Genomic DNA, 22,811 nt, shown 5'->3' on the forward strand with positions numbered 1-22,811 from the left:
GAAGTTAAGCCCCGCTGCGCCGATGGTACTGGAGTCACATCCGGGAGAGTAGGTAGCCGCCAACCCCTTCAACCACAAACGCCCCCTGTCCTAAGCAGGGGGCGTTTCTTGTTTTTAGCTCATGAGGGAGAAAATAGGTATAATGCGCCTACAACCCCTATTCCTATTTCTGCTGCCTTTCGCTTGTACTAAGACAGATTGTAGATAAAAGGCGCCTGCTCCCTTGCCTGCCATCCTCTGTTAAACCTCTGCTGATTCCCTCTTCACACATTTCTCTACTTGTATTTCTTACTGCTCCCTGTACTTAACCAGAGACAGCCGTTCTTATTTACAGAGTGGAAAGTACAGATCTAGTATATACCAGGATTAATAGGATCATGCCTATCATCAGGAGCCAACAGATAGTAAATATTATACTTAGACAGGAATAGAAAAGCCCCTGTACTATTATTGTACAGGGCTTTGATGGTTTTAAGAGTATAGCTGATAAGGAATTCTGAATTTTATTCGCTTCTGCGGCCGGCAACTGCTACTTGCAGAGACTCCAAAGGGAGATAATCTATAGCCAGTTGTTGAATCTCCTCTGCTGTTATTGATCTTATGGTGTGTATCAGGTTATTGTAGTGCTCAGGAGAGAGGCCGAAAAGTATAATCCTTTTATAGCGATCGCATTGTTCGAAGATGGTAGCAATCTCATTGATAAACTTACCGACCATATAATTCTTTACTACAGCTAACTCGTCCTCCGGTACAGGCACATCCTGCAATTGCTTTATTTCTTTCTTTACCTCATCTATCGTGTGCTGGGTAACAGTGTAATTCACATCTGTACCTATAAAGAAGAGACTGTCGTGCTCTTTAGCAGAAATGGTAGAGTATATACCATACGTATAGCCTTTGTCCTCCCTGATGTTACGCATCAGCCTGGATCCGAAATATCCTCCTAATATCTCATTTAAGACCAGTAGCTTTAAATAGTCTTCATGTTGAATCAGCGGGAAAGGCTTTCCTATGCGCACCGATGACTGCAAGCTCTCGGGCATATCTACATACACTTCGTCCTGAAAAGCTGGTTTAACTAAGGTGTTTTTGTCTCTGGAAAAACCCGTTTCTTTTCTCTGTAATTGCAAATTACCTATCTGAGTAACCAGCAGTTGTTGTGTTGCCTGATCTATACTGCCACAGGCAAACACTTCCATCTCTTTTGTGTCGAATCTGGAGGAGTAAAAGTCTTGCAGAGTGGTAAGTTGCAGGTCATCGAGATCGTGCTCTTCAAAGCCGAAAGTATACGGATGCGCTTCGCCATAGATCTGTTTGGTAAAACTATGGGTAGCCAGGTAGCTGTTTTTCTGTCTTTGTACTTTCAGGTTCTGTATCGTGCGTTGCTTCAGGTGGTCGAACTCCTCTTCCGGGAAAGTCGGGTTTTGAAGCACATCCAGTACAAGCGGCAGCAACTCATCTACATACTTCGACAGGCAGTAGAGGGTATACTCGGTTCGGTCGTAGCCGTGGTTGTTCTCAAAGGAAGCACCATAGAAAGCTACTTTGTCGGCAATCTGTTTGGCTGTATGGTTTACAGTGCCTTCCAGCAACATTTTTGCTGCCAGGTCCGACATTCCTTTATGTTCCTCAAACCATTTTCCGGCCTTAAAAACAAAATCCAGCCTGATAACAGGCTGGGTTTCGCTTTTGATGAGATGTAGTCTCGCACCGTTACTTAAGTTTACAACTTCAGCACTTTGGAGGGTTACTGCATCTATTTCATGTATGTCTGGAGCTTTTGTTCTATCAAGCATTATACTTTTCTCTCTTTTACGCTATTCTAAATTAAGGGCCAGGCTAAAGCGCCATGTGTCTGCCAGCGGGTTACCCTGCTCGTTCGGCACCAGGTAAGCTGCATCCAGGCCAAAACGCTGGTAGCGCAGACCCAAACCAAATGACAGGTATTTGCGGTCGCCTTTTTCAGGGTTTTCATAGAAATAACCTACTCTGGCCGCAAACAGCTGATTATACCAATACTCTACACCGCCAGAAAAGTTTATTTCCTGCATCTCTTCCTTAAAGCCACCCTCGGCATCACCAAACGAAGTAAAGATACCGCTGATCACCGTCTGGTCTTTGTCTGCTCCTGGCGATGGCACCAGTAGCTTGTTGGCATCCAGTACAAAGGTAAGAGCATTATAGGCGTCGAGGTTGTAAGTAACTGCCGTACCCAGTTTCAGGTTAGTAGGCAAAAAGTCTTTCTGATCGCCGTTGGTATAGGCTATCTTGCCACCTATGTTCGATATGTTGGCACCCAAGCCTAGGTTAAGGTTCTGAGACAGGTCTTTGTTATAGTATAAACCAACGTCTACTGCTGCAGTGTTGCCTGGTTTAGAGTCGAATGCTTGTGAAGAACCGCCGCTCACTGTAACGTTACCGGCCAGGTTGGAGCGGATAAAACGTGCGCCAATACCTAAACTAAAGTTTTCGCTCAGGGCCTGTCCATAAGCAACCGAAACTGCATATTCTTTCGGAGAATACTCGGTTATATCATTGCCTCTTTCGTCCACGAACTGGATATCGCCCAAGTCAAAGTATAAAAGGGAGGCAGAAATAGCAGATGTCTCGCTCAGCTTTTTATACCCTGACAGGTAACTAAGCGACATATCGTCTACGATGTTGCTCAACCATGGGGAATAAGAAAGGCTCAGGCTCAGATCATTTTTTACAAAGCCAAGTTTAGCTGGGTTCCAGTGCGGTGTATTGGCATCGGGGCTTAAAGCTACGCCAGCATCGCCGAGTGCTGCTGAGCGGGCGTCTGGGGCTACAGTTAAAATCGGTACAGCCGTGGTAACTGCCTTAACTTCATTGTCCTGACCAATGGTGGTCTGAGCTTGTGCAGTTGGAGCCGTAGCGAAAGCAGCTGCAAATAAGGCTGCCGATACAAGTAAACTTTTCTTATACATATGTAGAGCGTTGATAGCTAAATCAAATATAGAGATTATTAATTATTTTAAAATAACGAGTTTTTCAAATTTGGAAGTCTTGGCGCCGTCTTGTTGAGAACGAACGTTTACTTTGTAGATATATGCGCCACGAGCGAGTGCGTCATTAAATTCGTCTTTTCCATCCCAAGTCAGTTCTGCTACGTGTGGCGTGCTGGCAAAAGTTGTTGTTTCCAATGTCTTCACTAATTTGCCTGTAACGGTAAATATCTGAATCTGGATATCCAGGTTCTCACCGGACCTGTTGTGGTCGAAGTGGAAGGTCGTTTTTGTAGAGAACGGATTCGGATAGTTCAATACGTGTTCTAACGCAATACGGGCGTCATTTGATACAATAAACTCTATATATTCCTCAGCCGAGTTATTATGCGTATCCCAGGCCTTCAGCCGGAGCGAGTGTGGACCGGCATCCAGATCTTTAAGGTTATACTTTATACTTCCGGATTGATAACTGTTCATTTCCGAAGTATAATAATCGTTCAGCGTGATCGGGTTCTCGCGTCCTTCGTCCAGTGTGGCGGTAATTTCGTGTCCTATGCCAATGCCTGCCGTGTTGATGCCGTTCTCATCAAAAAGCTTGGCCAGCAGTATTGGGTTTTTGCTCGTGTTGCCTCCGAACACAAAGGATTCATTGTCCATGAATAATTCTATAGTAGGCGGTGTGTTATCTGCAGCTACGCCAGCGGCGGTGCCTCCTACAAGTATAGAATTGGTGGCTCCCATGGCATCGGTTGTCTGGTTGCTGGCGTACAGGTTTATTTTGCCAGTCCCATAAGTATAAGTAATATCCTTCGGTACCACAAAAGTTACCTCAAACAAGCCATTTGTAACCGTTGCCTGCCCATCGTAGATGATACTTTCCCGCAGCTTCACAGGTACTGAGCGTGCGCCTTCGTCCCCTAACGTATTCCCAGTAGTTTGTTTATCGAACACTGTCAGGTTAAGTATGCCGTTAAAGCTGCTCTCTACAGCGCCTGCAGCTGTTGCAACCTTCCCGGCTAATGTTACCTTGCTAAGGGCCTGCAGGGTGTCTGTGCCTGCTGCTTTGCCGTTTACGTGGGTTATATTTGCCTGCAGGTCCGGGTAAGCAAGCTCCATCGAAGGATCGCTCAGGAGAGTAAAGTTACGGTTATTCACGCCGCGGGAGCCGCTAGCATTATCCGTTATGCTGCTGTTCTTGGTGCGTTGCGCCAGATCGCCAAGACGTGGCATACGATCATTGATTGGGGTAAAGGCGTGTTTAAAGAAATTACGATTGAGGACTCGGTTGCCGTTGGAGTAAACGGGGCGCGTGGTGGTGATCAGGCCTACGGCTCCCCCCTGTGCATTCAGCAAGGCCTGCTCGGCACCGGAAGCGCGGGAAGGATCGTCGTAGCGGCCAAACTCGCAGGTGGCGGTAAGCAGAAAGGTAAGGCGGTCTTTGTTGCGCCAGTTGTTGATCTGGGGCAGCGTCAGGATCTGCTCCGAAGCCCAACTGACTTCGTTACCATGCCCGGTATAGTTGATGAGTAGCGAGCCCTGCTCCACGGCTTTCTCGACGGCTGCACTTGCCTCGGCAGACCGCTGCCCGTTGGCTACTACCTGCTGCGGGAAAAGGTCCAGGTATACTTTGTTGGGGTTATACTTTGGCTGCTCGCTTTCCACGTAGTTGGCCAGAAACTCCGCGTCGTCCTGGTGCTCGTTGTAGTCGCCATCGTCGGATACTAGGGTGATGCGGCTGCGCCACTTTCCGAAATGGTTAGGGCTGTCGTAGGCAATGATCTTATCTACCAGCGTGGCAGCTTCTGTTGGCGTTTTAGCTGGTAAGCGGCCAATGCCAATGTCCAGTAAATGGTCGCCACTGCTGTTCTCGGCCCACTCGCCTTCCTCCTCGTCCAGGAAACCATAATAATCTTCGGAAGAGTAGCTGGTGATGGGGTGCAGCGACTCCCGCGACTGGTAAGTCGGAACAAAATTGGTGTTGTTGTTCAGCCGGTTTTTATAATCGTAAGATGCGTCTCCAAAGAGGAGAAGGTACATTATGTTGTCATTGCTTTTGTTGCTGCGGCTGTAGAGCATGCGCATAAAATTGCGGATGGCAGTTACGTCCTGAGCGCCTGACGAAAACTCGTTGTAAACCTGTGTGGTGGTTACAACGGCTACCTGCATGTTGCTGTGGCTGCTGCGGTGCGCTGCCAGCCGATTCGCTTCCTGCAGAAAACCCGGGTGTGTGAGGATCACAAAATCCAGATCACCATTCTGGTTCAGGGCATGGAGGTTTTGGTTGGCTACTTTTCCTCTTGCTACAGGTTTCAGGCCACTGCCGTTCTGGAACACCAGGAACTCGCGCAGCACGTCGGTTGACGTGGTAAAGCTCAAATCGGAAGTGTAGGTTGTTTGCTGTGCTATGGGTTGCAGCGGGTTGGTTACATCCCATACAGCAGCCGTTGCCGGTGCCCCTGCTATACGAAACGTGCCGACCGGCGCCGCCATACTTGCCAGCGAGCGAAAAGCCGTTTGCTCGCCGTATAGTTTCAGCTGCCGCTCCAGGTTCAGCTCCAGGTAATTCAGGTAGCCCAGCGAAGTGCTGCTGGCTCCAGGGTTAAACTGGAGAGTTACTTTAAGATCAGCGCTCTGACCTACAGCCTGCTGGTTTATACTATAGGTTTTGATACTATTAACACCTTCCGGATGGTAAGGATAGTTGCCCCGGTTACCGATATTCTGCGTGCCCAGCGCCTGGTTGTTGAGTTTTAGGGTAAAGGAGCAGTCGGCAGGGGAATTGGCCATCAGGAAGGCCGTAAGCTTAATCTCCGATCCAGGTACAATATCCGAAACAGGAAAGCTGAACTCGCGGGTAGTGCTGAACGAGCTGAACTCTTCGCCGTACCATTCCCGGCCGGAGTATACCATGTTCTTTTGGTCGCGCTCGTGGTAGAGCCTTTCGTTGTAGGTAGTTATACTTTGTGCAGCGCCTGCAGCCTGAGCGCGTGTGGCGATACGGGCGCCCGGTGCTGCTCCTACTCTCAGGAAATAATAAGCGGTATCGGAGTAGACGTTGAGCTCGTGGCGGAAGAGCTTGTCGGTTGCATCATACTTCCAGGTATGCGGTCCCTGCGCATAAAAAAGGATATGATCGGCATCGTCAAAACGGCCGTCCGCTTCGCCTGCTACCCAGATGGCGTTTTCGGTCAGGTCGTCGGGACGGGGAGCGTTGTTGGCTTGCGGCAGCATACCGCCGGCGTTGCCAAAAAGCTGGATTGTTTTCGGGTTCAGGTTTGTGGTGTTGATGCCCAAGGACTGTAGCATCGCCTTATCAATCTTATGTATGCCGGATGAGGTAACAGCCAGCTTGTACCAGTCGCCGGTGCTGAGCACGGAGTTGCTGCTGAAATCAGCTTTGCTGCGCCGGGTGCTTTGGGTGGCGTTTGTTTGTGCGGAAGTATAAGTATAGCTAAAGCGAACAAGCTTTTCCAGTTGGCCCGACTGCGGGTTGCGCCGGACTGGAAGTATACTGACCATACTTACCGGTACCTTGTTCTGCCTGCCGTGTAAAATGTAGATAGCGGGAGACTCGCCAATCGCCTCTTGTCTGAACAGCTTCTGATCTTCCTGAGAGAAGGGCTCATACACAGGGTGCTGCAGCTGAAAATTATTTATACTTAGGTTTGGTAACTGCAGCCGGTAGTAGGGGAGGCGCTCGGCATAATCGATGCTGGCACCCGTAAAGGAGGGAACTTTGCCGGGCAGGTTCGCGACAGGCAACACCTGCTCATAGCCTTTCCAGGTTAAGGTGATGGTGGATGTGTTTTGTGCCTTTGCTCCGCCAGCCAGCAATCCGGTCAGGATCAGCATGTAGGCAAACAGGAGACGGAGTGGCTGCATAAACACAAATGGTATAGTACGTGAAGACGAATGTCCGCGCAGCAGTATCCCGGGAAAGCCGCAGCACAGACATTCGTCTTAAATTTAACAAAAACAAGATAATATTATTGCGTGGCAGCAACGTAAATTACTGTTGTTTTAGCTTATAGCAGTAAGGCTTTCTGAACAGGCAAACCAACAGCCTATCACTTACTCTGCCTTCAGTTGCCGCGCGATGTATTTGCCAATACCTACAAGCGGAGCATTCCATAGCTAGTGGCTGTATACTTTAAGAGGGTGATGTCTTTTTTACGATCGACAAAAGAATATACAGCACAATAATGAGCGGTATCGCTGCAAACTGAAGAAGAGCCAGTAAGATGACCGAAATCCCCAGGAAAATAAACCGAACCGAATTGTCCTGCCACGTCAGGTTTTTGAACTTGAGCGCGAACAACGGCAGCTCTGCCACCAGCAGGTACGAGAAAATAACCGTAACCGTCAGCAGGAAGTATGGGTTCAGGATAAGGTCATAAGCGATCAGCGAGCCCGAAGCAAGTATGAGCGGCAGCGAGCCGATGAAGATGGAACAGGCCGGCGTTGGCACCCCGATAAAAGAGTCGGTCTGGCGGGTATCGATGTTGAACTTGGCCAGGCGCAGCGCCGAGAAGATCGTGATCAGAAAGCCGAAAAAAGGCAGGATGTGTGCCGGAATGCCAAGTATAGAAGCGTCTGTGCGCGAAAGCAGGGCAAACATAATGGTGCCGGGCACCACGCCAAACGATACCATATCGGCCAGTGAATCGAGCTGCTTGCCAATTTCAGAGTAGGCTTTGAGCACGCGTGCCACCATGCCGTCCAGGAAATCAAAAACAGCGGCTACGCCGATCAGGTAAGCCGTGTACACTAGTTGGTCGTTGAAAGCAAAGTATAGCGCCAGGCAGCCCATCAGCAGGTTCAGGCACGTAATGGCGTTAGGGATGTGTTTCTTCATGAAGGAGAAGTATAGCAAGGTGTTTACCGCAGGAACGGGTTATACTTTTTCTCATAGCCAATGGTGGTCTCCGGGCCATGGCCCGGGTATACAGTCACCTCATCAGGCAATGTGAATAGTTTGGTTTTTATACTTTGAATGAGCGTGTCGAAGTCGCCGCCGGGCAGGTCGGTGCGGCCAATGCTGCCCTGGAACAACACGTCACCTCCGATGCATACTTTCTCCTGCTCGTTGTAAAACACCACATGTCCGGGTGCATGGCCGGGCGTGAAAAGAATTTTCAATTCCGTATTGCCAAAACGTACGGTTTCCTCTTCCTTCAGGTAAGCAGCAGGCTCGGCCGCATCATACTTATGAAATCCGTAGGTTGGCGCGTATACCGATACCGAACGCAGCGTCTGCTCATCTTCCTTATGTATCTCCAGGCCAACCTTGTAAGTATCGGCTACAAACTTGTTGCCCAGTACGTGGTCTACATGGCAGTGGGTGTTAAGCAGTTTCACCACTTTCAGCCCTTCTTTCTCGATATAGTTCTGAAGTTGTTTTTGCTCGTGCGGCTCGTAACAGCCCGGGTCCACCACCACGCACTCCTTGGTGTCGTCGTGCAGCAGGTAGGTATTTTCCTGAAAAGGATTGAATGTAAGGCAGGTAACCTTCATAGTATTTCTTGTCTGGTAAGCGTTCAGGCCTACAAAATAGGCTTCGAAGTTACAAATTTAAGATGTACTTGTCGTAAATTGCCCATATGAATTACGATTTTATAGTGGTGGGGCATGGCCTGGCAGGGGCCATACTTGCTTATACCCTGCGCAAAAAAGGGCACCAGGTGCTGGTGATCGACGAACCCAAAGAGAACTCGGCCTCGAACGTGGCGGCCGGCCTGGTGAACCCGGTGGCGGGCAAACGTTTTGCCAAATCATGGCTGGCGGATGTGTTTCTGCCTTTTGCCGATCAGTTTTACCAGGAACTGGAGGAGCGTTTCGGGCAGCCACTTTTCTTCCACAAACCCATCTACAAAGTGTTCTCCTCGATAGAAGAGCAAAACAACTGGATGGCTAAAAGCGCCGGCGGCAACTGGAGCGAGTATATCAAGACCACTTATACGCAAAGCACCGGCGAGGAAAGTATAAACGATCCCTACGGCGGTATCGTGATAGACAAGGGCGGCTACCTGCTGGTGTCGGAAACGTTGCGGCTGCTGGCCGAAGAGCAACTGGCTAAAGGACAAATGCTGCCCGAGCGCTTCGACGTAGAGCAACTACAACTAACAGAACAGGGTGTAAAGTATAAAAACATAGAAGCCCGGCACCTGATCTTTTGCGAAGGTTACCAGGTGGTGCACAATCCATACTTCAAGTGGCTGCCGCTGCAGCCTACCAAAGGCGAAGTGCTGGAGATACAGACACAGAATTTCGAGCCGGAACGTATCTATAACAAAGCCGTTTACGTTGTTCCGGTAGGTGGCGGCAGGTTTAAGATCGGTGCTACCTACAACTGGCGGCAAGCCGATGAAGTGCCAACGCCGGAAGGGCAGGAAGAACTGACAGAACGTTTTACCCAGATCACCACCCAACCTTATCGCGTCGTCAACCATTGGGCAGGTATACGGCCCGCTGTCCGCGACCGGCGCCCGCTGATCGGGCAGCACCCGGATTATCCGCAGCTCAGCGTTTTCAACGGAATGGGCTCCAAAGGGGTATTGATGGCACCTTATCTGGCCCATTTGTATGCACAGGCGCTGGCAGGTGAGGCAGAATTGCTACCGGACGTACACATTTCGCGGTATTTTTCGTTATATTACGACTACATAAAACACCAAAATCTCTAACCCTGAGCGCATGCGTTTATATAAAAGGTTATTGCTGCTGTTTGTCTTCTGCTTGCTGACGGGAAGCGCCCTGCAGGCACAGCCTAACCGCGAAGTATTTGGCAAGAGCCGTATACAGTACAAGAGCTTCGACTGGAAACTATACAGCACCCAAAACTTTAACATCTACTTCTATGAAGGCGGCGAACAGGCTGCCCGAAACGCAGCAGATTATGCTGAGAAGGAGCTTAAACGCATCACCAGCCTCATCGGCTACTACCCGTACTCCAAGGTTACCCTTATACTTTACAACGTGGCTGGTGACCTGAAGCAAAGCAACATCGGCCTCAACAGCGATCAGTACTCCACCGGCGGCGAAACACTCTTCCTCAAGAACAAGATAGAACTGGCCTTCGACGGCACCCAGACAGACTTTAAGCGCGACATAAGTTACCAGATGACCCAGTTGCTGCTGAACGATATGATGTATGGCGGCAGTTTGAAGGAAGCCCTGCAGAGCAGCTACCTGCTGCGCCTGCCCGAGTGGTTTATCAGCGGCGTGGCTTCTTATACGGCTGAAGGCTGGAGCATGCGCATGGACAATTATGTGCGCGACATGCTGCTGGAGAACAACGGCCTGCGCACCGAAAAGATCTTTGCCCGCAACCAGGAGCTGACAGGGCATTCTGTCTGGAATTACATTGCCGAGCGCTATGGCTATACTTCCATTCAGAACATCCTGAACCTGACCCGCATCACCCGCGATGTGGAGATCGGCATCACCAGCAGCCTGAACATCCCGTACAAGCGCTTCCTGCAGGACTGGCAAAATTATTACGTGCAGATCAACAGCCGCTCCGAAAACCCGCTGGTAGCGCTGCCAGCAGATAAGAAGCTGTTCGAAAAGAATAACAAAAACCTTCGCTACACAGAGCCTGTCCTGAACCCGGCGGGCACCCTGCTGGCGTATGCCGAAAACGACCACGGCAGCTACAAGATCTTTGTGCAGGATGTGAAGACGAAGCGAAGACGCCTGGTATGGAAAGACGGGTATAAAACCACAGACCAGCAGGTAGATTACAGGTTACCGGTGCTGGCCTGGCGCTCCAATTCACAGCTTGGCTTTATAGAGTCACGCCGCGGACGTATGACGCTGCGCCAGGTAGAAGCGACCGACAGCCGCTCCCTGATCCCATACTTCGATGACTTGACTACGCCTGCCTCTGTATTGTCGCAGTTCTCGCAGGTGCGGGACATGAGCTATAGCGAAGACGGCGGTACGATGGTAGTGAGCGCTGTGCGGGGCGGGCAGTCTGACCTGTTTCTGCTGAGCGGTACCGGAAAGCTGCAACAGCAATTAACCAACGATATTTACGACGACATCAACCCTGTTTTCCTGAAGGGCAGCAACGACATTGCCTTCAGCTCCAACCGTTGGATTGATACCACAGGACTGGCACCGGAATCCTCTTTTGCCAATGTGGTAAACAACTACGATATTTTCCTGCTGCAGCGAAATGGTAAAGAAGTAAGCTTCCGGCAACTGACAACTTCTATTGCCAGCGAGTTGCGCCCGAGAGCCACGGAAGACGGCAACCTGGTGTACCTGGGAGAAGAAAGCGGAATCAGCAGCCTGTATCTGCTCGATCTTGCTTCAGGCAACAGCAGACCGCTGACCAACTTCACCGAGAACATCGGCAACTATGATTTCCGTAGCACAACCAACACACTGGCCCTGACAGCAAGCGACCAGTCCCGCGAGTTTGTTTACCTGCTGCCTGATTTTGCCGCTACTACCCTAGATAGCCTGCCGAAAACTTCGCGCCAGATCATCCTAGAAACACGCGCCCGTAACCCGGTTGCCTCCGGTACTGCCACCCGCAAACTTTTGGAAAGCGAAACCCAAAACAAACCGAAACGCGAAGGTGAAGTGAATATCGACAACTACGAGTTTGAAAGCGACCAGAAGGAAACACAAACACAGTCCAACACAATTGTAAAGCGCGCCGGTGCTGCCAGCGAAACGCGTGTACTCGGTCCGCTGGATTATGACATTCGCTTTAGTGTGCAGGAAATTATTACGTCTGTTTACTCCGATCCGCAACTGGGCTTTGGTATTGTGGCCGGCGTGAACATGACCGACCTGTTTGAAAATCATCGTATCGAGGGAAGTGCCTACATACGTACTGACCTGGAAACGAGCCGCCTCTTTGCCGAGTACATGAACCTAAAGAACCGCTTCGACATCGGCATACAGTACAGACGGGATGTGATCGTGGGTTCTATAGAAGAGGTGCCGGGCTCTATTGTGCGTCTGGGCAAGCATGAGTTTTCGCCTACGCTGGTATACCCGCTTAGCCACAGCACCAGCATCCGTATGCAGCCGAAGTTTGTGAACACCCGCTTTACCTATGTCAGCCTGTTCCAGACGCCGGATAGTGTTACCAACTTCTGGGGGGGCAATGTGGAACTGGTTTATGACAACTCAGTGGCTACCGGTGTAAATATGCTGGAGGGAACGCGTATGAAAGCAGGTATACTTTCCCTTAGAAGTTTTGGAAGCACCGCCGGTAATTTTGAGAAGTTCTATGTAGACCTGCGTCGCTACCAGAAGCTGCACCGCCAGATCGTGCTGGCAGCACGTATTGGCTATGGCGCTTTCTTCGGTAATTCGCCTAAACGTTTCCGCATAGGCGGTATGGATAACTGGCTATTCTCTGACGAGGACGAGGATACAGAGCGCAACATGGTTGACGTGCGTTCTCCGGCTGACTTCTTTTACATAGAGTACGCTACTCCGCTGCGCGGCTTTAACTATAATGTGCGATCCGGTACAAAATACCTACTGGCAAATGCCGAATTGCGGGTGCCTATTGTGCAGTATATCTACAACGGCCCTATTCCGTCCGGCTTCTTCCGCAACCTGCAGCTGACCGCTTTTGCCGATGCCGGATCTGCTTACAGCGGCTCTAACCCGTTTACAGGCAATAACTCCATCAACACCCGTGTGATCGGGGGCAGAACAGACCAGACGCAGCAAGACCCTTTTGAAATAACGGTAATCAACTACCGTAACCCGTTCCTGGTTGGGTATGGCTTTGGTGCCCGCTCCACGCTTTTTGGTGTGTACGGCAAGCTTGATATAGCCTGGAGCGAGGAAGACTACAGCAGCAACGGTCCAAAGTTCTACGTAACCTTAGGCTACGACTTTTAGGCAAGCAGCATGAACCGGAAAGGAAAACGCTTTGCCCTTGGCACAGTGCTGGTATTTGGTTTGATGGCGGCCTGGCTGCACATGGCCGATAAGAACTACGTCTACAAAGCTCTCTACCACAACTTCGCCGATATCGACGACCACCTTATTTTCCATCAGCGCAAAATAAAGGCGCCACCTGTACCCACGCCCTGGGCTATTTCGAGGCACTACAACAAGCTGCAGTTACCATCAGGGCTCATGCAGCTGCACCAGGAACTGGAGTCGGTGGCCTTTCTGGTGGTGCACCGCGATTCCATACTTCTGGAAAAGTATTGGGATGGCTATTCCGAAGAGTCGTTGAGCAACTCGTTTTCGATGGCGAAAAGCATCGTAAGTATACTTATTGGTGTTGCGATCAAAGAAGGCAAAATCAAAAGTGTGGACCAGCCGGTGGCCGATTTCCTGCCCTCTTTCCGGGAAGGGGACAAAGCCCGGATCACGATCAGGCACCTGCTCTGGATGAGCTCCGGCCTGAACTGGGACGAGTCGTATGCCAACCCGCTTTCCATGACCACCGAAGCCTACTATGGCTCTAACCTGAAAAAAGTAATCGACAGGCTGGAGGCTGTGGAAGAGCCGGGAAAGGAATTCGAGTATAAAAGTGGTGATACCCAGGTGCTGGGTTTCGTGCTGGAGGCAGCTACCGGCACCACGCTGGCCAAGTATGCCGAAGAGAAACTGTGGCAGCCGATAGGGGCGGTGCACAATGCAGAGTGGAGCGTAGACCACCCGAGGGGAAACGAGAAAGCCTACTGCTGCTTTTTCTCCAATGCCCGCGACTTTGCCCGCATCGGGCAGTTATACCTGAACGAGGGTGTTTGGCAAGGCGATACCATTGTAGATCCGGACTATGTCAGGGCTTCCATTACGCCCAGCGGCTTACTGGATGCGCGTGACGGTAAGATAACCGATTTCTATGGCTACCAGTGGTGGCTCTTGCCCAACTACAAAGGCCAGAAGATCTTTTATGCCCGTGGTATACTTGGGCAGTACATTATAGTTATTCCGGAGAAAGAGCTGGTGATTGTGCGATTAGGCAAGCAGCGTGGCGAGCGGCAGGAAAACCACCCACGCGAAGTGCTGGCCATGATCGATGCGGTGAACCAAATGGTGAGATAGAAGATGAAATTCAGCTATACTTTTCCAACCTTATTGTTCTTAGTATCTCTGACAAGCTGCAGCACCCAAAATAACAGCATATCTGCCAGACAGTACTCAAAGAACTATGAAAGTGCCTTTGTGGAAGGCTTTAAAACGTTGAGTTTCTGTAAATGCCTGGACTACGGAAATAGTGGTAAACTGAACCTATCGGCAGAAGATGCCAGCTGTCGCTATCCTGATTATTTATATGGGGAAGCTAACATAATAGACAGCCTTGCACTGGCAGAAAGCAGAAGGATCGCGCTTGATGCGGCCGGCAGAGGAAAAGGACAAGTTGCCGAAGGTATGGAGGGGAAGAGAATAATAGGACAGTGTCTGGAATTCTACTCAGGAAAAGAACTGGAGGCATTTGCCAAATCGAGATACGAAGCAGACAGGAAAGTTAGAAAATAACAACGATCCTATAAAAGCAGAAGCCCCGCCTGTTATAACAGGCGGGGCTTCTGCTTTTATATAGAAATCTAAAATCTTGTGTCTAAGTTCTTGCGTCTGAACCTACGCGTTTACCATCTCAAGTATAAACTCGAAAATAGCACGGCCATCGGTGTTGCCAAGTTCCGGGTCTACGGCACGCTCCGGGTGCGGCATTATGCCAGCCTCGGTCAAAATCTGGAAACCATTGCAGATACTCATCACATAGCCACCTCTGTTCGCATGCTGTATCACTTCCTGCATAATAGGCGAGAAGCAGGCAATTGCGCCGGAGCGCACGTAATCGCCATACGAAAAACCACTTGGCAACAAGACGAAATCACAACCCTGCAGGTTGTGGTATTTGTGCTACAGCTTTACTACTTCCTGTTGCATACCAACGCTGAGGGCATCAACAAGGTCTTAGTCGCAGTTGGATTCCGGGAAAACGACTACACCAAATTACATACTTCAAAGTCAAATAAAGATTGATAGAGCCGCACGTTTAAGTTCGCATTTACTAGCTTTCGGGCATGCTGGCACTAAAATCTGAAGAATTATACTTAATTTGCCAAGGTACCATTGAATTAAAGTAATATGTTGCAGTCCATGACAGGCTATGGCAGTGCCCGCCTCGATGCCGACCAGTACAGTATCGTAGTAGAAATCCGTTCGCTTAACTCTAAAGGCATGGACCTGAGTGTCCGGGTGCCGCGTTTTCTGACGGATAAGGAGTATGAGATCCGGAACCTGGTAACAAAGGCGCTGGTGCGTGGCAAAGTTAGTGTCTGCATAGATTACACTCGCAACAAAGCCCAGAAGGCAAAAAGCACGATCAACAACGAGCTGCTGACGGCTTACTACAATGAGTTGAGCGCCGCTGCCAGCAAGCTGGGTGCCTCGCAGAACGAGCTTTTCCGCTTGGCGCTGCACATGCCCGATGTGCTGCAACAGGACCAGGCAGAAGAGGAGAATGCCGATGCAGGTTGGGACGTGATCCAGCCACTTTTCCAGGAAGCACTCAGCAACATCAGTACGTTCAGGGCCGACGAGGGAAAAGCGTTGACTGCAGAGATCATGTCTTACATCGACCGTATCCGGATTTTATTGGCCGAGGTAGAAAAGCACGATCCGGTACGTATGGAGCAGATCCGAAACCGCATAAAAGGCCACCTGACCGAAATAGCCAATGCCGAGTATTTCGACCAGAACCGTTTTGAGCAGGAAATGATCTATTACATGGAGAAGCTTGACATTGCGGAAGAGAAAGTAAGATTGATAAACCACCTGCACTATTTTACCGAGACTGTATACTTGCCGGAGCCTACGGGCAAAAAGCTGGGCTTTATTTCGCAGGAGATCGGCCGCGAGATCAATACCATTGGTTCGAAGGCCAACGACGCCACCATCCAGCACCTGGTAGTGGAGATGAAAGAAGAGCTCGAGAAGATTAAAGAACAGATCAATAACATACTTTAGGGTATACCTCTTATCCTGAAACGCCTGCTACTACAACGATAGTAGCAGGCGTTTTTTTATGCCCGCTCCAGGCTGCAATCCTTTCAACGTATGCCTATGTTTTTCATACACATGACCTTACATTCAACTTTGCCTATGTTACAAAATGTACTTTTTTTACCTTCTTTTTGATCCATCCGGGAGCAGTTAATCAGCATAGCCTTCAAAATAGCCAGATGTGCGGCCTGGTATATAATGGCGATGTAATGTTACTTTATGTAGTATTTATTCCTGTTTTTATAGGGGTTGAGTTTATACTTTAGTAACGTAATGTATTGCCTGTTAGGTGTTTTAACATTGATGATGCAGTAAGTTGACTTGAGTTAATAAATTGTATTATGCTGATGTTTAAACTTTGTTGTAGGAGGAGGTCAGGAACATCAGTTGGACGCAAAAGACAGGAGTTTGGAAAGTTTATTACCTTTTAAATATATGTCTAACTTAAACTTTAAAACACCTATGATTACAAATCGTTTACTCCTGTTTGCTGCCATGCTGGTAGTTGCATTCACAATGTTCTCCTGCCAGAAAGATGAGGCAGATACAGCTAAAACTGAGGTGTCTCAGTTAACGCTCAACAAAATTGCCGCGCTGGGCTTTAACAACCAGAACGTTCAGAAAATTGCCGGTGGCTACCTTGTAGAAGGTGACATCGAACTGAGCGACAGCGACCTGAATGGCACACACCAGACAAGTGCTCTTCGCGTAGGCGAGTCGGAGCAGTACCGCACCACCAACCTGGTTAGCGTGGGCTCCGGCCGTACGATCAGAGTGGCTATCACTACCAGCTTGCCATCGTCTTATGTAACTGCTTTGGATGAGGCGATCCGTCGATACAACGCGGAGAACCTGTACATCAAGTTCCAGCGTGTGTCTTCTAATTACGAGATCCTTTTCTCGAAGGCTCCGACTGGTTCTTCTTACCTGGCGTCTGCTGGTTTCCCATCAGGTGGTAACCCATACAACAGCGTAAAGGTAAACTCAGACTACCTGGGCTCAAGCCCTGGTACAAACTACCTGGCTACCATCCTGGCGCACGAAATGGGTCACTGCATTGGCTTCCGTCATACTGACTACATGGACAGAAGCTATAGCTGCGGTGGTTCTTACTACAACGAAGGCGCTTCTAGTGTAGGTGCTATCCACATCCCTGGCACGCCAACAGGTGCAGATCCTAACTCCTGGATGCTTGCCTGTATCGGTTCTGGTGTGAACCGTTACTTCAACTCTAACGACAGAACAGCTCTTAACTACCTGTACTAGGCCTTCTGCTCACCAGCATAATAAAGTTTAATAGTATAGCTCCTGCCTCGGCGGGAGCTATACTTTTTTATACTTGGTGGTAGCGGCCGTCAGGAAGTATAAACTGGATAACACCGGAGCTTGAAGTATTATGAAATGCAGAAGTATGACTTGTGCTTAAACCCGAGTTTATACTTTACAGGCTAGCTTTACTAAAGGTGTTATTCTTTGGGGTGAGTTACAAGAGACTTAATTCTTGATTATCAGTTCCATTTTATTTTCACGGACCAGCTTTACAACCTCCTCGTATGTCAGACCTGAAAGATCCGGTATTGTATCTGATCTGTAAACTTCATTCTTAGATTCCCGAAAGTCTTCGTATACATACACCCATTTGTATAAATCTATTCCAGGATGATTTTTACATACTACCTGAATACGCTTCGAGTCCTTCCTGATAAGTCCATATTTCTTGCTGTCCAGGTTCAGGATCAAGTCGCCGTTTTTAGATCGAAAATAGAAGTTCTGCAAATCGCCATAGTGATCTTCAATCGTCATTACATGTGCTATCTGGTAAACAAATCCGCACAATAAGAGAGCAGAAGCTGTTAGTGCAAAAGCTAAAATCTTAATGCGTTTTCCCATGGCTTAGTTTATGACTTTCTTTATCATAGTGAGAAAGAAAACAAACCTACTGAACTAATATTCGGGTTGAGATCATACTGCCGCTTTCCGTTTTCAGGCGAAGGAAGTATAGTCCTTTGGCCAAGCCTGCAGTTGGTATCTCCTTTATTACCCCCATTTCGCTGGTTTCATACATAAGTCTCCCCAACTGGTCGTAGAGCTGCAGTTCGGCGGTGTCGCTGCTAACAGCTACAAATACCGGCTGCCCTGCTGCAACCGGGTTAGGATATACTCTGGCCTCTCCTTCTTTCGTGTATAGCACCTCTTCATCCTGGCTGTAAAACGCTTTTCCCGCTACGGTAGTAACCTTTACCCGGTACACATTCTTCCCCGATCTTGGCGCCGGGTCTTGCAATAGGTGTGCAAGCTGCGTGACAGGCTGTATGGTCTTTACATTCCGGTAAGTGCCGTTTTCAAATCTTTCCAGGCTAAGGGAGCTTAACTGATAGAGTGTGCTGATCTGGAGGTCGAGCTTTACGGTGTCCATCACGAAACTCTGAGGCAAAAAGCTTTTGATGTAACAACCGGTGCCCGTGTTGGCATAGGGGATGGAAAGGCTGGTATACGCTTCCCTGCCCTGTACAACGGGGGCTACGGCTACAATTTCACCTAAGTCAGCCGAGATATTCCTGTTCAAAACAACCAGGGTATCGGAAACGGTTAAAAACGGTTCGAGGTGGGTATAACCCAGCTTGTAGAGTTGGTATTGTTGTACGTTGGGCAGCGCTGACCAGTGTAGCAACGTTTCCTCCTCGCAATCGAAACCGACCTTTAGGTTTAGCTGCTTGGCAAGTATAAATTCCTCCGATTCTGTTACTACATCGCCGGTGGTAATGCGTAGCTGTGCCAGGGCGATGTGATCAGGTGCCTGCCAGTGGTAGAAAGTGCTGCTTGGGTCGGCAACCTCCTCAATCAGCTGCCATTCCTGCGTGCCTGCCAGGCGGTATTCTAAGCGTGCAGTTTCGCCCTCTGCACCACCCTGCCAGCGAATACGATTCAGCTGACCAGCCATAACGCTAGCACCAGCCGTTGGGTACAGCCATTCTGCTCCGCTTTCATACTCATAAACCATGCTAAAGGACTGCGGGCCAGTTGCCACCTGGTGGCCGCGCACCGTCAACTGGTAAGTGCCTGCAACCGGAGCAGATAAAGTGATCTGCTCCACATTGTTCAGCCGGTCGGTGCCACGCCTGGCCGGAAGCATCAGGGAATCGGGATGAGGGAAGGAGCTTAGCACCCACGGTTGCCAGTGCTGGCTTGTCGAAGTTCGGGTAAGGGTCAGATCCAGGTCGTTTATCAGGGCTTTGGATGCGCCGGGCTCCGCCTCCGGGTCGTGCCATACGAGCGTGGCTTTCAGTAAGCGGGCTCCCTGCGGCACCGCGATCGTAAAGGTTCGGGTTTCGTTTGTAGAGATTGTAGCCTCAAAAAAACGATTTTCCTGTATGCTCCTGATTGCTCCTAAGGCGTCGGCATCTCCAAAGCCTGATTCGAAATCTACCTGCGGGCGGCCTACATCGTCTGCACTGTTGATCAGGGCTGCCTTTATGAGGGCGGCCTGCGGTGACGAGCCATACTTATCCTGGTAGGCCTGTTGCACGAGCAACGCCACACCCGATACCACAGCGGCTGCTTCAGAAGTGCCGCCTTTGCCGTGCGCCACCAGTTCCGGCTTTACACGTCCGTCATAAGCAGGGCCCTTAGAGCTACGGATCCCCACCTGGCGGTCCGGCTCCAGTGCCCCGACGCTCAGCGTATTTTTAGAATTCTTAAACTGCCCCGTCAGGTTGGCCATACCTGCGATGTCTTCGTAAGGCCCTGCCGCTCCCGGCTTATCGCCGCTGTTACCCGACGAAAAAACATGCAGGAGCTGCGGGTATTGGGATGTTTCCTGGTCGTAGGCCTGCGATTCGAGGCCATAATAGTTCTCTACCCCTACGCCATAGGAGTGGTTCTGTACACTGATGCCTTTGCCCAGAAGTTCCTGGCTCTTGTCGGGCATCAGTTCTGCAAAACTCGAATACGCAAGCTGCGCTTTCCGGGCAATACCCTTCCCTGCCGGACCCGAGTTGCCGGCACCTGCTATCAGCGTAGCCATGGTGGTGGCATGCACCGAAGTGACATTGCTAAAAGTCTCCGGCGACAAAACCCGCCCTTTCAGGTCGATGTCAGCTGGGTTAAAGGCTTCTTCCTTCACCGATACCTTCATCCCATCGCCGTTCAGTTGCGGGAAGCGGCCGTGTACTGCAAGAATGTTATTCGCTACAAAATCTGCATCCTTCAGCTCCAGCTCTTCTCTGGCAACACGGTTTGGCTGATCGATGTAGCGCACCAGTGGGCAAGCGGCCAGTTGTTTTAACTGCTGTGTTTTTAACCCGGAGATCAGCAGCAGTTGTGCATGCCCGGTTACTTTCTTTAGCTGTACCTGGAGTTTTTGATCCTTCAGCCATTTGGTAAAAGAAGTCTCGTCTGTTACCTGCACGCGATAAGAGCCGGAAGTGCTGCCCCGGCCATTCTCATGTAACAGGGCAGGAGCTAGTTTCCGGGAGAGTTGTGCCTCCGGGCCGAAGTCGTTTCTTTTCTGTGCAAAAAGTGAAAATGGGAGCAAAAGAAGCAGGATTGTAAACTGGGGGCAGCTATACCTATACCTGTAAAATTTCACCATACGCAAGGCTTTAAAAGGAGCATTTACACAGAAAACTGAAGGAGAAATAGTACTAAAGCTAAGCAATAGGAGGTACAATGGCAAGAGGATCAGCTCTGTTCAAAGTATAAATTTATACTTCTGAACAGGTTTACAGGCAGGAGCTTACTCCTGCAACGTTGCAGCAAAATCAAGTATGAGTTGGTATACTTCCGCAAACCTAGTCAGCGGCAACTGCCCCGGATGATCCTTTACGTTGTGGTAAGCCGTGGTGCCGCCCAGTGTGTAGAAGAAGAAGGCCGGCACGCCTTTATCGGAGAAAGGATAATGGTCGGAATTGGCGGCTTTGCCACGGTTCCGGATGTTCGGTAAATAGTGGTGCTGTTGATTCAGTTGCTGGAGCAACTCGAATTCAGCTGTGTGTACCGCACCATTTACCACCATCATGCCCTCGTCGCCGGTACCCAGCAAGTCGAAGTTCAGAAGGAAACGGATCTGGCTGAGCGGGAACAAAGGATGCTGCACGTAGTGGAAAGAACCAAGCAAGCCTGCCTCTTCTGCGGTAAAAGCGATAAAAGCCATGCTATACTTCGGCCGGTTCTGTGGTTGGCTGTAAAAGCTGGCTAGCTCCAGCAGCATGGCCGTACCACTGGCATTGTCATTGGCCCCCGGAAAGTATACTTCTTCTCCCTGTCCGCCCAGGTGATCGTAATGCGCTGTAAAAACGATGAACGAGTCCGGCCTTATACTTCCCTCTACAAAAGCTAGTACGTTTTGGGTAGTATAAGCAGAGTCAAAATCAGCGGTAATGTTATACTTTATCCTGCGGGCTGTAGCAGGCCAGGCAGCGGCCTGTACTTCTAAAACAGGTATGGCCCCTTGCCGGGTAGCCACGGTAGTCAGCAATTCTTTGGGCTGCAGCACCACATGAACTTTGGCCTGCTGCAACTTAGTTAGATATTCGGGTGCAAGTTTCTGTAGCTTTTGGCGGTCCTGCTGGCGAAAGACCAATGCCTTCTTGTGGAAGTCCTGGGCAAAGAAACGCTGTGCTACCGCCGGGTCGAAGAAGATGAGCGCATCCAGCACTAAGACTTTTGCTTTCCCTTTGCCGGAGGCAGAAGATGCCTGCGCCAGAAAACCTGAGCCGGCTGTTAACTTCTTACCGTCTACCTGTAGCTGTGGCGTGTGGGTGATCCGGTTTACGGGCAGCCGAAAATACTGGAAGTAATCATTGTCAAAGCTTTTCAGGCCTGCTGCCGCGAAACGCGAGCGGATGTAGCCGGCAGCTTTGGCATCCCCTTCCAGTAGGTAGCCGCGCCCGTGCATGGCTGAAGAGCAGAGGGTGTCGATCGTTTGGCGCACCCGCGCCATGTCCTGCGCATGTGCCCCGGCGGCAGTCAGGAAAAGCAGCAGCGCAAAGTATAACGGGTAGAGTTGCTTCATCTTTTAAAGATAAGCAGCTGGCCGATGAAGTAAAGTATAAAAAGAGGTTATTGCAGGTAAATCCACTTAAACACTACAATGCCAAGCAAACAGCCAATGGTGTTGCATAGTACATCCATCACATCGCCATGGCGGCCCATCATGAGGTAATGCTGCATCAGCTCGATCGAAATGCCGAACAGGGTACTGGTGAAAAAGGAAACACGGATGGCGGAGTGCTTGAGCTGGGGATAGGAAAATTGCTTTTTCATCCCCACGATCATCAGGTAGCAAAGTATGGCAAAAAGGCCGGCGTGGGCAAACGAATCGAAAGAAAGGAGCTCCCAGATAGAGAGCGAAGGCATGGAAGAAGAAGGCAGCAGTGTCGTTAACAAGATCACTGCTGCCCACATGATTGTAAATAGGTGATACCTTAAGATCAAACCTACTTAGTGTTTTTGTATTAGTGGCCGATAACTTCGCGGTAAGCGTCTACAGTCAGCAGCTCGTCCAGTTCAGCAGTGTTGTCTACAGAAAGTTTGATGATCCAGCCGTCTCCGTAAGGATCAGAGTTTACCAGCTCCGGGTTGTTCTCCAGTTTGTCGTTGAATTCCAGAACGGTACCGCTCAGTGGGCTGAACAGGTCAGACACTGTTTTTACGGCTTCAACTGTGCCAAACACGTCGTCTTTGCCGATCTGCTTGTCTACTGTGTCGATGTCTACATAAACGATATCGCCCAGCTCGCTCTGTGCAAAATCCGTGATACCTACATAGGCTACATCACCCTCAACGCGCACCCACTCGTGCTCTTTTGTATACTTAAGATTCTCTGGTAAATTCATT

Annotated in this window: 16 protein-coding genes and 1 pseudogene; 6 read left to right on the forward strand and 11 right to left on the reverse strand. The window is 49.8% G+C overall.

From position 1 onward, the window contains the following. Positions 1 to 503 precede the first annotated feature (503 nt). The 5 genes from MJ611_RS16655 to MJ611_RS16675 all read right to left on the reverse strand — a co-directional run bounded on the left by MJ611_RS16655 (position 504) and on the right by MJ611_RS16675 (position 8,483). Positions 504 to 1,796, reverse strand: a complete 1,293-nt coding sequence (locus tag MJ611_RS16655; RefSeq protein WP_250431421.1) for a M16 family metallopeptidase — start codon at positions 1,794 to 1,796, stop codon at positions 504 to 506. 21 nt (positions 1,797 to 1,817) lie between these two features. Beyond that, the gene (porV, locus tag MJ611_RS16660; protein WP_250431423.1) at positions 1,818 to 2,948 is read right to left on the reverse strand and encodes a type IX secretion system outer membrane channel protein PorV; all 1,131 of its coding nucleotides are present in this window, start codon (positions 2,946 to 2,948) and stop codon (positions 1,818 to 1,820) included. A gap of 42 nt (positions 2,949 to 2,990) precedes the next feature. Beyond that, positions 2,991 to 6,851 carry a type IX secretion system sortase PorU gene (porU, locus tag MJ611_RS16665; RefSeq protein WP_250431425.1) on the reverse strand — a complete coding sequence of 1,287 codons (3,861 nt, stop codon included), beginning with the start codon at positions 6,849 to 6,851 and terminating at the stop codon, positions 2,991 to 2,993. 268 nt (positions 6,852 to 7,119) lie between these two features. After that, positions 7,120 to 7,824, reverse strand: coding sequence for a CDP-alcohol phosphatidyltransferase family protein (locus MJ611_RS16670; RefSeq protein WP_250431427.1), 705 nt, complete (start codon positions 7,822 to 7,824; stop codon positions 7,120 to 7,122). Between the two features lie 23 nt (positions 7,825 to 7,847). After that, entirely contained in the window at positions 7,848 to 8,483 is a 636-nt protein-coding gene (locus MJ611_RS16675) for an MBL fold metallo-hydrolase (protein ID WP_250431429.1), read from the reverse strand. Between the two features lie 86 nt (positions 8,484 to 8,569). Here MJ611_RS16675 and MJ611_RS16680 point away from each other — a divergent pair, with 86 nt between their 5' ends. The 4 genes from MJ611_RS16680 to MJ611_RS16695 are packed head-to-tail and all read left to right on the forward strand — an operon-like array spanning position 8,570 to position 14,441. Continuing rightward, positions 8,570 to 9,652: an NAD(P)/FAD-dependent oxidoreductase gene (locus MJ611_RS16680; protein WP_250431431.1), complete on the forward strand. Its 1,083-nt coding sequence runs from the start codon at positions 8,570 to 8,572 to the stop codon at positions 9,650 to 9,652. Between the two features lie 10 nt (positions 9,653 to 9,662). Then, positions 9,663 to 12,845: a hypothetical protein gene (locus MJ611_RS16685; RefSeq protein WP_250431433.1), complete on the forward strand. Its 3,183-nt coding sequence runs from the start codon at positions 9,663 to 9,665 to the stop codon at positions 12,843 to 12,845. 9 nt (positions 12,846 to 12,854) lie between these two features. After that, positions 12,855 to 14,006, forward strand: coding sequence for a serine hydrolase domain-containing protein (locus tag MJ611_RS16690; RefSeq protein ID WP_250431435.1), 1,152 nt, complete (start codon positions 12,855 to 12,857; stop codon positions 14,004 to 14,006). A 3-nt stretch (positions 14,007 to 14,009) separates the two neighbouring features. Continuing rightward, positions 14,010 to 14,441: a hypothetical protein gene (locus tag MJ611_RS16695; protein WP_250431436.1), complete on the forward strand. Its 432-nt coding sequence runs from the start codon at positions 14,010 to 14,012 to the stop codon at positions 14,439 to 14,441. A 189-nt stretch (positions 14,442 to 14,630) separates the two neighbouring features. On the opposite strand, the pseudogene MJ611_RS16700 reads toward MJ611_RS16695, so the two are convergent. Beyond that, positions 14,631 to 14,855: pseudogene (locus tag MJ611_RS16700) on the reverse strand (phosphoribosylformylglycinamidine synthase subunit PurQ); the annotation flags it as partial. Between the two features lie 201 nt (positions 14,856 to 15,056). On the opposite strand from MJ611_RS16700, the gene MJ611_RS16705 reads away from it, so the two are divergent. Further along, positions 15,057 to 15,938 carry a YicC/YloC family endoribonuclease gene (locus tag MJ611_RS16705; protein ID WP_250431438.1) on the forward strand — a complete coding sequence of 294 codons (882 nt, stop codon included), beginning with the start codon at positions 15,057 to 15,059 and terminating at the stop codon, positions 15,936 to 15,938. Between the two features lie 498 nt (positions 15,939 to 16,436). Further along, positions 16,437 to 17,240: a M57 family metalloprotease gene (locus MJ611_RS16710; protein ID WP_250431440.1), complete on the forward strand. Its 804-nt coding sequence runs from the start codon at positions 16,437 to 16,439 to the stop codon at positions 17,238 to 17,240. A 228-nt stretch (positions 17,241 to 17,468) separates the two neighbouring features. Here the strand turns inward: MJ611_RS16710 and MJ611_RS16715 are convergent, their stop codons facing one another. The 5 genes from MJ611_RS16715 to gcvH form a co-directional block, all read right to left on the reverse strand. Beyond that, positions 17,469 to 17,864: a hypothetical protein gene (locus MJ611_RS16715; RefSeq protein ID WP_250431442.1), complete on the reverse strand. Its 396-nt coding sequence runs from the start codon at positions 17,862 to 17,864 to the stop codon at positions 17,469 to 17,471. A gap of 46 nt (positions 17,865 to 17,910) precedes the next feature. Further along, a complete protein-coding gene (locus MJ611_RS16720; RefSeq protein ID WP_250431444.1) occupies positions 17,911 to 20,508 on the reverse strand; it encodes a S8 family serine peptidase in 2,598 nt (865 codons plus the stop codon). Positions 20,509 to 20,709: 201 nt separating this feature from the next. Beyond that, entirely contained in the window at positions 20,710 to 21,987 is a 1,278-nt protein-coding gene (locus MJ611_RS16725; RefSeq protein ID WP_250431446.1) for a M28 family metallopeptidase, read from the reverse strand. Between the two features lie 47 nt (positions 21,988 to 22,034). After that, complete coding sequence (locus MJ611_RS16730) at positions 22,035 to 22,379, reverse strand: VanZ family protein (RefSeq protein WP_250431447.1); 345 nt, start codon at positions 22,377 to 22,379, stop codon at positions 22,035 to 22,037. 50 nt (positions 22,380 to 22,429) lie between these two features. Further along, entirely contained in the window at positions 22,430 to 22,810 is a 381-nt protein-coding gene (gene gcvH / locus MJ611_RS16735) for a glycine cleavage system protein GcvH (protein WP_250431449.1), read from the reverse strand. Between the last annotated feature and the right edge of the window lies 1 nt (position 22,811).

The organism is Pontibacter ruber, assembly GCF_023630205.1.
In the GTDB taxonomy this organism is placed as follows: domain Bacteria; phylum Bacteroidota; class Bacteroidia; order Cytophagales; family Hymenobacteraceae; genus Pontibacter; species Pontibacter ruber.